Annotated in this window: 2 protein-coding genes and 1 pseudogene; all 3 read left to right on the top strand. The window is 45.8% G+C overall.

The window, feature by feature from the left end:
• Positions 1 to 141 precede the first annotated feature (141 nt).
• Positions 142 to 672: pseudogene (locus Q0338_RS09805) on the top strand (transposase); the annotation flags it as partial.
• A 430-nt stretch (positions 673 to 1,102) separates the two neighbouring features.
• Positions 1,103 to 3,478 (top strand): ribonucleoside-diphosphate reductase subunit alpha, encoded by a 2,376-nt coding sequence (locus Q0338_RS09810; RefSeq protein WP_298086577.1) that lies wholly within the window; start codon positions 1,103 to 1,105, stop codon positions 3,476 to 3,478.
• Positions 3,479 to 3,700: 222 nt separating this feature from the next.
• Positions 3,701 to 4,055, top strand: a 355-nt coding sequence (locus Q0338_RS09815) for an NAD-dependent epimerase/dehydratase family protein (RefSeq protein ID WP_298086578.1), incomplete at its 3' end; no start/stop codon positions are given.

Genomic DNA, 4,055 nt, shown 5'->3' on the forward strand with positions numbered 1-4,055 from the left:
ATAGACTACTATCGTCGCTCACATTGCATGCTTCAAACTCCAGCGGAGTAAATTTTAAGGCTTTCTTTAACTTAAGCTCACACAAAGAAGTATTAAGCTACGATGAGAGCCTTGGTCTTGTAAATAACTAGAACAGCGAAGTTGAAGAATAAGTATATAATCCGTTCTAGAATTTTAAAGAAGAAATTTAGAGAAAATATCAAGTATTTTGTAGAGGATATATAGGTTACTAAATAGCAAATTTTATAGGAATTTCTCAAATTTCAATTAATAAGATTCTAAAAAGCATTAGAGTTTTGATATCTAAAGAGTGTAAAAAGATATCTAAGATAAAATGGAAATAGACGAAAGTTACTTTTTACTTGCCATACTCGTAACTGAATACAGACGGATCTAAAATAGCAAGTGGTAAAAGAGGTAGAGGCAAAGCAAATAAAACTCCAGTGTTCGGTATGCTTAAAAGAGATGACAAAGTTTATATCCAGAATAGTTAAAAACTGCTCTGCAAATGAACCAACACCTATATTATCGGAGATTCTCAAAGAGAGTGCAAGCACAAGAGCGAATTAGATGAGAGTGTAATTTATTTAAATTACTGGAAAGCCTATGATGAATTAGTGGATTACGAAGCAAAAACTCAATTATAGAGTAAAACACTCTAAGAATGAATTTTAGCTGCACTGCGGTTGCTACTTGCAAGACACAAATGGTAAAAATTATATAATTGGTATAGAAAATTTTTTAGCTACGACTTGCTTTGCTATTGCAAGCAGACGAGGATACACTAAGAATAGATTATCTAAATTTAAAGGAATCTTCTCAAGAATAGCGGCGGTAGCAGCGCAGAGAAGCTGAGTAAAGAGAATTTCTTGCTTCATTTAAAAGAATGTGTTCTGCTTGCAACTACGAGCGAAGCGAAGTAGAGTTTAGATATAATAACAGTAAAGATACGAAAGAGCTCTATTAAATTCTACTAAAACCGATAAGAGAGAATCCGCTTAAGTTCTGTTGAGTCTTACATACAATTTAATACGAAAACGTTCTAAGCAGTTTAAAACCAATCATAAGATACAATCTCACAAAAAATCCTAAAAGAGAGCAAATGAAAGTAATCAAACGAAACGGACGCACGGAAGAGCTTGACGTAAGCAAGATCAAAAAATACACGAGCGAGGCGGTCGCAGGGCTAGCAAACGTGAGCCTAAGCGAGCTTGAGGTGGATGCGAAAATTCAATTTCGCGATATGATAACGACCGAGGAGATCCAGCAAACCCTCATCAAAACGGCCGTCGAAAAGATCGACATCGACCGCCCAAACTGGACCTTCGTCGCGGCAAGGTTATTTTTATACGACCTTTATCACAAGGTCACGGGCTTTAGCGGCTACAACCACCTACGCGACTACCTACAAAAAGGCGAAAAAGCGGGCCGTATTATCCCTGGACTAAAAGAAAAATACGATCTAGACGACCTAAACGACTACATTAGGCCCGAGCGCGACTTACAGTTTGCATATCTTGGTATCAAGACGCTATACGACCGCTACCTCATCAAAGACCGCAGCGGCGCTCCGATCGAGCTACCGCAGCAGATGTTTATGGCGATCGCGATGTTCCTCGCGCAAAACGAACTAGACTGCCAAGGCTGGGCGAAGAAATTTTACGACCTCATATCTAAATTTGAAGTCATGCTCGCTACTCCGACACTTTCAAACGCCCGCACGACGCGCCATCAGCTAAGCAGCTGCTACGTGGGAAGTACGCCCGATAATATCGAGGGAATTTTCGATAGCTACAAAGAGATGGCTCTTCTTAGCAAATTTGGCGGCGGTATCGGCTGGGACTGGTGCAAAGTGCGCGCTATGGGCGGCAGCATCGACGGACATAAAAACGCGGCCGGCGGCATCATCCCGTTTCTAAAAGTCACGAACGACATCGCCGTCGCCGTCGATCAGCTAGGCACGAGAAAGGGCGCGATAGCCGTCTACGTCGAGCCGTGGCACATGGACGTGAGCGACTTCCTGGATCTGCGCAAAAACTCGGGCGAAGAGCGCCGCAGAGCGCACGAGCTGTTCCCTGCGCTTTGGATAAACGACCTTTTCATGAAACGCGTCAAAGAAAACGCGCGCTGGAGCCTATTTGACCCGGCAGAGGTCGCCGATCTGTGCGATCTATACGGCGATGAGTTCGAGGCTCGCTACATAGCATACGAAAACGACGAAAAGATCCAAAAAAACGTCGTCATGGCAAAGGAACTGTGGAAGAAAATTTTAACTAGCTATTTTGAGTCTGGCATGCCGTTTTTGTGCTTTAAAGATAACGCAAACAAAGCCAATCCAAACGACCACGACGGCATCATCAGAAGCTCAAATTTATGCACCGAAATTTTCCAAAATACGCAACCAAACTACTACAAGATCAAGATCACGTTTGATAACGGCACCGAGCGGCTATTTGACGAGGAAGAAGACGTCACTGTTGATAGCGGCATAACCAAAAAGGCCAAAAAACTAAGCGCGCTAGATAGCATCGATGGGAAACAAATTTTCATCGTCGAAAAAGAAAGCGTCGAGGGCAAAACCGCCGTGTGCAACCTCGCGAGCATAAATTTAAGCAAAATCAACAAAAAAGAGGACATCGAGCGCGTCGTGCCGATCGCCGTACGCATGCTAGATAACGTCATCGATCTAAATTTCTACCCGCACAAAAAGGTCAAGCACACCAACCTAGCCTCTCGCTCGATCGGCCTTGGCGTCATGGGCGAGGCGCAGATGTTAGCCGAGCGCGGCGTGAAATGGGGCAGCTACGAGCACCTAGCGCTGATCGATAGCGTGATGGAAAACATAAGCTACAACGCCATCTACGCCAGCTCAAATTTGGCGGTAGAAAAGGGCGTTTATCCGCTTTTTTCGGGCTCAAAGTGGAGCAGGGGAGTGATGCCTATCGACACGGCAAACGCAAACGCCAAAGCGCTTCTAAACGATAGAGGCGGGCTGTTTGACGAGAACGCCTGCGACTGGAGCAAACTACGCGAAAAAGTCAAAAAAGACGGCATGCGAAACGGCTATCTGATGGCGATCGCGCCGACGTCGAGCATCAGCATACTCGTGGGCACCACGCAGACGATCGAGCCCGTGTATAAGCGCAAATGGTTCGAGCACAACCTAAGCGGTATGATACCAAACGTCGTGCCAAATCTCAGCCCTGAGACGTGGCAGTTCTACACGCCTGCCTACGAGCTAGATCAGCGCGTACTCGTGCGTGCCGGCGCCATCCGCCAAAAGTGGATCGACCAGGGACAGAGCCTAAATATTTTCATGAGCCTAGACAAAGCTAGCGGCGGATATCTGAGCGAAATTTACACGCTCGCGTGGGAGCTGGGACTAAAATCGACCTACTATCTACGCTCCGAAAGCCCTGATAGCGAAAAGCTAAACAACGTCGCCGATCGCTCGATCGAGTGCGAGGGGTGTCAGTAAAATTTATTCGCCGCGCTAGAAAATTTACGCTCGCAACTAGATGGCGAAAACGGCGTGAAAGAGTATTTTAGAAAGTAAATTTGGCGGGTGAATTTAATCTCTTGCTTCGCCCGTCAAATTTGAGCATAACGGCTTGAGCGTTAAATTTAACGCCAAATTTAACCCTGCGTCGCGTCAAATTTGACCGCACGCATCAAAGCAAATTTATCAAAAAGGCAAAATATGAAAATAGCCGTAAACGGCACGAGCGGATTTATCGGCGGCGAGCTTTGCAGATTTTTTAGAGCCGAAGGTTACGAGGTCGTAGCTATACCAAGGGCCGTCTACGCCGACAAAAACGCGCTCAAAAACCTCATCAGCGGCTGCGACGCGGTTATAAATTTAGCAGGCGCTTCTATCGCGGCCAGATGGAGCGAGGACTATAAAAAGCGTCTTCGCGCAAGCAGGATAGAGACGACTCGCGCGCTAGTCGGCGCGATAAACGAGCTAGAAAATCCGCCATTTTTCATCAGCGCTTCGGCCGTGGGCATCTATGAAAACGGCCTTAGCCACGACGAGAGTTCGGTCAAATTTGACC

This window comes from uncultured Campylobacter sp. (assembly GCF_938018145.1).
Taxonomy (GTDB): domain Bacteria; phylum Campylobacterota; class Campylobacteria; order Campylobacterales; family Campylobacteraceae; genus Campylobacter_A.